Origin of the sequence: Actinomadura sp. BRA 177 (assembly GCF_013372625.1) — a bacterium.
Taxonomy (GTDB): domain Bacteria; phylum Actinomycetota; class Actinomycetes; order Streptosporangiales; family Streptosporangiaceae; genus Spirillospora.
In genome coordinates, this window is record NZ_JABXFD010000690.1 from 1 (window position 1) to 6,486 (window position 6,486).

The 6,486-nt window shown below is 73.9% G+C and carries 7 protein-coding genes; all 7 read left to right on the plus strand.

Going from position 1 to position 6,486, the window contains the following annotated elements; genetic code table 11:
* Window positions 1-533 precede the first annotated feature (533 nt).
* Window positions 534-1,523 carry a helix-turn-helix domain-containing protein gene (locus tag HUX53_RS38145; RefSeq protein WP_176408136.1) on the plus strand — a complete coding sequence of 330 codons (990 nt, stop codon included), beginning with the start codon at window positions 534-536 and terminating at the stop codon, window positions 1,521-1,523.
* A gap of 86 nt (window positions 1,524-1,609) precedes the next feature.
* Window positions 1,610-1,807 (plus strand): hypothetical protein, encoded by a 198-nt coding sequence (locus tag HUX53_RS38150; protein WP_176408137.1) that lies wholly within the window; start codon window positions 1,610-1,612, stop codon window positions 1,805-1,807.
* On the plus strand, window positions 1,804-3,132 hold the full coding sequence (locus tag HUX53_RS38155) for an erythromycin esterase family protein (RefSeq protein WP_309237630.1): 1,329 nt from the start codon (window positions 1,804-1,806) through the stop codon (window positions 3,130-3,132). The genes HUX53_RS38150 and HUX53_RS38155 overlap by 4 nt, the downstream gene beginning before the upstream one ends.
* Before the next feature lie 23 nt (window positions 3,133-3,155).
* Window positions 3,156-3,944, plus strand: a complete 789-nt coding sequence (locus HUX53_RS38160) for a DUF427 domain-containing protein (protein WP_176408138.1) — start codon at window positions 3,156-3,158, stop codon at window positions 3,942-3,944.
* Complete coding sequence (locus HUX53_RS38165; protein ID WP_176408139.1) at window positions 3,944-4,840, plus strand: PfkB family carbohydrate kinase; 897 nt, start codon at window positions 3,944-3,946, stop codon at window positions 4,838-4,840. Before HUX53_RS38160 ends, HUX53_RS38165 begins: the two co-directional genes overlap by 1 nt.
* 113 nt (window positions 4,841-4,953) lie before the next feature.
* Complete coding sequence (locus HUX53_RS38170) at window positions 4,954-5,658, plus strand: Crp/Fnr family transcriptional regulator (RefSeq protein WP_255206028.1); 705 nt, start codon at window positions 4,954-4,956, stop codon at window positions 5,656-5,658.
* 14 nt (window positions 5,659-5,672) lie between these two features.
* Window positions 5,673-6,230 (plus strand): TetR/AcrR family transcriptional regulator, encoded by a 558-nt coding sequence (locus tag HUX53_RS38175; RefSeq protein ID WP_176408140.1) that lies wholly within the window; start codon window positions 5,673-5,675, stop codon window positions 6,228-6,230.
* The last annotated feature ends 256 nt before the right edge of the window (window positions 6,231-6,486 follow it).

Genomic DNA, 6,486 nt, shown 5'->3' on the forward strand with positions numbered 1-6,486 from the left:
CTCAGGCTGGTGTGTGGTGTCTCTCATTAGTCAGTGTCTTAGGTTGTTTTTGTTGTTTGTACTAGGCTGACCGTCGGGTTGTACCGTATCCTCTTCGTCGGCAGCGTCAGATGTGTATAAGAGGCGGGCGCGGGCGCCGCCGCGGCGGACACGGCGGCCGGCAGCGCGACGGCGCCGAGGCCCGCCGCGACGATGAAGCTCTTGCGGCTGATGCCGCCTTCCTGGGCGGCGGCCTCCTGGCCGGTGCCGCGGTCCTGCTCGTCCTCTGGCATGGGGGTTCCTCTCGGGGGTCGTCCGGGATCGTCCGGAATGGCGGGGCTCCCTGGGAGTGCGGGACGCGGCCGGTGGGTGCGTCCGGGACATGTATAGGCCGGTCGGGGACGGGTGGTCTTGCGGCTGCGTGCCCGGTCTTTGGCGGCGAGTGCCAAAGCGCGCCCGGAGCGTCGTGCTGACTCGCTCATTGACCTTCCTGACGGCGCGTAGAAGCCTGGCGGGTGGCGTCCGAGACCCCGCCCGCCGACCGGAGGAGCGTCATGCCCACGCTCGTTGACACCTCGGACCACCCTGCCCGCGACCAGGCCGACTACTGGCGGTACCTGATCACCTCGGCGTTCGGGCCGTTCCACGTCCGGCCGCGGTGCGCCGGCGGGTTCGCCGCCCGGCTGTCCGGCCGGACGCTCGGCCCGGTCGAGGCCGGCGACGTGTACGCGCCCGCGCACGCCGTGCGGCGCAGCGCCCGGCAGATCGCCCGCGACACCCGCGAGTGCTACAAGCTCGGCCTCGTCCTGCGCGGCTCGTGCGTGCTGCGGCAGAACGGCCGCCGCGCCGAGGTCGGCGTCGGCGACGTGGTGTTCTACGACCTCACCCGCCCGGTCGACATCGCGTTCGACGCCCACCACATCTTCACGGTCGTGATCCCGCACAGCGCCGTGCCGCTACCGCCGGAGCGGCTGGCCGCGTTCGGCGGCACGCTGCTGGGCGGCGGCGCCCGCGGCGGCCGGCTGGTCTCCTCCTTCCTCGGCGCCCTGGCCGAGAACACCGCCGACAACACCGCCGAGCCGGACGAGACGGAGGACGGCGAACCCTACGCGCACCATCTCGGCGGCGCCCTGGTCGAGCTGGTGACGGGCACGGCAGGCGAGTGGCTGGGGGCGCCGTCCGCCGCGTCCCCGGAGAGTGCGGAGATGCTGCGCGCGATCCAGGCGTGGATCGAGGAGCGGCTGCACGATCCGGCGCTGTGCCCGGCCGCGATCGCCGCGGCGCACCACATCTCCGTCCGGCAGCTGTACCGGGTTTTCCAGCCGGCCGGGACGACCGTCGCCCGCTACGTCCGCGCGCGGCGGCTGGAGAACTGCCGCCGCGAGCTGGGCGACCCGTTCCTCGGCACGCAGCGGATCGGCGCGATCGCGGGCCGCTGGGGCCTGCCGGACGCCGCCGCCTTCAGCCGGGCCTTCCGCGCCGCCTACGGCCAGACGCCCACCGCGTACCGGGCCCGCGCCACCGGCCTGCACCGGGACGACTAGCGCGCGGGGAAATGCCGGGTTGATCTGCATCGATCCCCGGATCGGGGGAACGCGGGGAGAACGACGGAAATAAGGGGGACGTCGCCATGCCACGCCCAGGAAGCCACAAGTACGACACCGAGCGCGCGCGGACCAGGAAGCGGCTGCAGGACGAGGGCGTCGCCAGCGGCCAGGAGGCCGACGAGCGGGCGAACGCCGAGCTGCAGCTGGACGAGAACCGCAGGCCCCGGCGCGCCACGGAGCGGGGTGAGGGACCGAAGGGGGAGCGGAGGGGATCGCAGTGAGCCCCGCGCCGACGCATGACGGGCCCGAAGCCGACGACGTGCAAGGAGCCGCGCTGCCGCTGGAGTACGAGGAGGACCTCGATCCGCTCCTGGACCGGATCGGGGACGCCCGCTGCGTGCTGATCGGCGAGGCCAGCCACGGCACGCACGAGTACTACGCGTGGCGGGCGGCGCTGACCCGGCGGCTGATCGCCGAGCGCGGCTTCTCGTTCGTCGCGGTCGAGGGCGACTATCCGGACTGCCGCCGCGTCGGCCGCTCGGTGACGCTCGCGCCGGGCTCGCCGGCGGACCCGCGGGACGTCCTGGACGCCTACGAGCGCTGGCCGACGTGGATGTGGGCCAACGAGGAGACCGTCAAGTTCACGCGGTGGCTGCGCGGCCACAACGCCGGCCTGCCGTCCGACGAGCGCGCCGGCTTCTACGGCCTGGACGTCTACAGCCTGTGGGAGTCGCTCCGGGCGGTCGTCGACCATCTGGCGGAGCACCGTCCGGACTACCTCGCCACGGCGCTTGAGGCGTACCGCTGCTTCGAGCCGCACAGCGAGGATCCGCAGGGCTACGGGTGGAACACCGCGCTCGTCCCGGACGGGTGCACCGAGGAGATTTTGGCGCTGCTGACCAGGCTGCGCCGGCCCGTGCACGAGGCGGACCCCCGCGACCCGGCGGCGGAGTTCGACGCCCGGCAGAACGCCGAGGTTGCGGCGAACGCCGAGCGGTACTACCGCGCTATGATCGGCGGCGGGCCGGAGTCGTGGAACGTCCGGGACGTGCACATGGCCGACACCCTCGACCGGCTCCTGGCGTTCCACGAGTCGGAGCGCGGCGAGGGCAAGGCGGTCGTGTGGGCGCACAACACCCACGTCGGCGACGCACGGGCGACCTCCATGGCCGACGCCGGCATGGTCAACCTCGGCCAGCTGGCGCGGGAGCGGCACGGCCGGGACGCGGTCGTCCTGGTCGGGTTCGCGGGCGGTCCCGGCGAGGTCGTCGCGGCGCCGCGCTGGGGCGGGACGATGGAGGTCATGCAGGTCCCGCCGCCCGTCCGGGGATCGCTGGAGGAGGTCCTGGGCGAGTCGGAGCTGCACCGCGGGATGTTCATCGTGCCGCCCGAGCCCGACATGCCGGACTTCCTCACCCGGACGCTCGGGCACCGCGCGATCGGCGTCGTCTACGACCCGGACGTCGACCGGCGCCAGTACGTCCCGACCCGGGTCGCCGAACGCTACGACGCGCTGTGCTGGTTCCGGATCACGTCCGCGCTCGAACCGCTCCACCGGGAGGCGGCGCGCCGTGGTGAACTGGAGACGATGCCGTCCGGGGTTTGACGACCCGAGTGTGAGGAGACCCGATGTCCTTGACGATGCGGCCGGGGCCGCTGGCGGGCTCGCCCGGCGACCAGGTCAACTTCACCATCGACGGGCCGAAGCACCGGCTGTTCATGCACGAGTTCCCGCGCCGGGTGCACGCCTGGTTCGCGGGGGAGATCGTCCTGGACACCGAGCGCGGGCAGTTCCTGCACGAGACGGGTCTGCTGCCCGTCCTGTACGTCCCGGAGGAGGACGTGCGGACCGACCTGCTGGTGCGGACGGACCACACCACCCACTGCCCGTTCAAGGGCGACGCCGCGTACTGGACGATCCGGGTCGGCGACCGCGAGGCGGAGAACGCGGTGTGGGGGTATCCCGACCCGAAGCCGGAGTCGGCGTGGCTGCGCGGGCTGATGGCGTTCTACTGGGCGCCGATGGATGCCTGGTACGACGAGGACGAGGAGGTCCACGGGCATCTGCGCGACCCGTTCCACCGCGTCGACGCGCGGCACGCCCGCCGGCACGTCCGGGTGCTGCGGGACGGGGAGGTCGTCGCGGAGACCGAGCGTCCGATCGTGCTGTCGGAGACCGGGCTGCCCAACCGGTACTACATCCCGGCCGAGGACGTCCGCCGCGGGCTGCTGACCCGGAGCCAGAAGCGCACGGTCTGCCCGTACAAGGGGGAGGCGTCGTACTGGTCGCTGGAGGGCGCCGAGGACGCGGCCTGGTCCTACGAGGAGCCGCTGGTGGACGCGGCGAAGATCGCGGGCCATCTGAGCTTCGACCATGACGCCCTGACCATCGAGTCGCAGCCGCCGCCGGGCGCGTGATGGACGTCGCGGTCGTCGGGCAGATCGCCCGCGACCTGGTCCTGGTCGTGGACGAGGTGCCCGGCCCGGGCGGGTCCGCGGACGTGCGGCGGCGCCGGGAGATGCTCGGCGGGAAGGGCGCCAACCAGGCGGTGTCGCTGGCGCAGCTCGGCGTCCGGCCGGGGCTGGTCGGCGTCGTCGGCGACGACGAGGTGGGCGCGCGCCTGCTCGACCAGGCCCGCCGCGACCGGATCGACGTGTCGCACGTCGTCCGGCGCGAGGGCGCGGAGACCGGCCTGATCGTCGATGTGGTGGACGGCTCCGGCCGCTGGCACTACCTGGAGGACCTGCCGGAACCCGTCCTGCTCACCGAAGCCGACGTCATCGCGGCCGAGCCGATGCTGCGCGAGGCCGCCTGGGTGAGCGTCCAGCTCCAGCAGCCCTCGGACGCGGTGCACGCGGCCCTCGGCTGCGCGGGTGACGCCCGGATCGTCCTGGACGGGGCACCGGCCGAGGACGACCGCGACGCGCTGCTGGCCGCCGCGCACCTCGTCCGGGCCGACGCGCGGGAGGCCGAGATGCTGGCCGGGACCGGCCTCGACGCCGAGACCGCCGTGCGCCTGGGGGAGGACCTTGTCCGGCGCGGCCCGTCCCTGGTGGCCCTCGCCGTCGAGTCGGCGAACGTGTTCGCCTGGCCGGACGGCCACCTCGTCCTGCCGCTGGACGACGTCCCCGTCGCCGACACCACCGGCGCTGGAGACGCTCTCACCGCAGCACTGATCGCCGCGCTGACCAGGGGAGACCCGCCCGAACGCGCGGCCCGGCTCGCCGTCGCCGCGGCGGGCGCGACCGTCGGTCACCCCGGCGGCCGCCCCGATCTCGACCTTGACAGACTCCGGCGGCGCGCCGGCGTGTGACCCCGGCCACCGGGTTCTCGCGGTGCCCAAGGCGCGGTGTTCCGGTTTACAGTTCGGATGACCGTGGGCAGTGACAAGGGCAAGAGCGACGGCGGGGCGAAGGAGACGGGCTGTTGGCAGCGTACGCGGCGTCCTCCCCGCGGCCGGGGTTCTGGGCCGCGCTCGACCCCGCGCAGCAGTCCGCGCTGCGCGAGGCCGCGCGCCCCCGGCAGTTCGCGGTGAAGGCGCCCCTCGTCTACCAGGGCGACGAGTCCGACCACGTGATCATCATCGAGCGCGGCTGGGCGAAGGTCACCTCGTCCACCGCGGATGGCCACGACGTGGTGCTCGCCGTCCGCGGCCCCGGCGACCTGATCGCCGAGAGCGCGGTGCTCGGCGGCCGGCCGCGCGCCGCGACCGTCACCGCGCTGTCGCCGATCCGCGCGCTGGTCGTGCCCGCCGCCCGCTTCACCGGGTTCCTGGACGGGCATCCGGACGTGTGGATGCACGTCACCGGGACCTTCGTCCAGCGGATGGACGAGTCCGGCGCCCGGCTCACCGCGCACGTCACGAGCCGCGGCCCGCAGCGCCTCGCGGGACTGCTGACCCACCTGGCGGAGCTGTCCGCCCAGCACGCCCCGCCCGCGCCGGACGGGTCGATCGAGATCGGCCCGCCGCTGTCGCAGGAGGAGCTGGGCAGCTGGATGGACGCGTCCCGGGAGACCGTCGCCCGCGCGCTCAACGGCCTGCGCCGCGAGGGCCTGATCCGCACCGGCTGGCGCAGGATCACCGTGGTGGACCTGCCCCGCCTCCGCGAGTTCGGCAAGGAGGGCGACTGAATAGGATCTCCGGGATGAGCGGCGACGGCTACCACCACGGGGATCTGCGGCGGACGATCATGGCGGCCGCGGTCGCGGCGATCGGCGAGTCGGGGCCGGCCGGGTGGAGCCTGCGCGAGCTGGCCCGCCGCGCCGGGGTGTCGCACGCCGCGCCCGCCCACCACTTCGGCGACAAGACCGGCCTGCTCACCGCCGTCGCCGCCGAGGGGTACGCGCTGTTCGCGGACGCCCTCGAAGCCGCCGGCGGCGACCTGTACGCGGTCGGCCTCGCCTACGTCCGGTTCGCCGTCGGGCACCGGGCGCACTTCGAGGTGATGTTCAGCCCCGGCCTCTACCGGGCGGACGACCCCGAGCTGACCGCCGCCCGCGACCGCGCGGGCCGGGTGCTCGCCGAGAGCGTCCGGGACGTCGCACCGGGCCGCCCGGAGGACGCCCGGGCGCGCGGCCTCGCCGCCTGGTCGATCGTGCACGGCTTCGCGCACCTGTGGCTGAGCGGTGCGCTGCCCCCCGACCTGGGCGACGACCCCGTGGCCGTCGCCGCCCCCGTGATCGAGCAGCTCTTCAAGCGCTGAGGCTCCCGAGGAACCACAGGGCCTCGCCCTCGTCCGCACACAGCCGGTAGGGCCGCACGGCCCGCTCCGATGCCGTCTCCATGGCCATCCCCATTTCAGTAGACGACGTTATGGTCAATATAATCCTAGTATTGCGAACATGGAAGACGATGGGGGCGGGACGCGCGGCAGGCGCCGGTACCGGTCGCCGGCTCGGGCGGACGCGGCGCGCCGCACGCGGCGGGCCGTCGTCGCGGCCGTGATCGAGCAGCTCGCT

Excerpts from the sequence above, each read along its gene's own strand:
- HUX53_RS38160 (WP_176408138.1), top strand. The coding sequence starts at position 3,156 with ATGTCCTTGACGATGCGGCCGGGGCCGCTGGCGGGCTCGCCCGGCGAC.
- HUX53_RS38145 (WP_176408136.1), top strand. The coding sequence starts at position 534 with ATGCCCACGCTCGTTGACACCTCGGACCACCCTGCCCGCGACCAGGCC.
- HUX53_RS38175 (WP_176408140.1), top strand. The coding sequence starts at position 5,673 with ATGAGCGGCGACGGCTACCACCACGGGGATCTGCGGCGGACGATCATG.
- HUX53_RS38150 (WP_176408137.1), top strand. The coding sequence starts at position 1,610 with ATGCCACGCCCAGGAAGCCACAAGTACGACACCGAGCGCGCGCGGACC.
- HUX53_RS38165 (WP_176408139.1), top strand. The coding sequence starts at position 3,944 with ATGGACGTCGCGGTCGTCGGGCAGATCGCCCGCGACCTGGTCCTGGTC.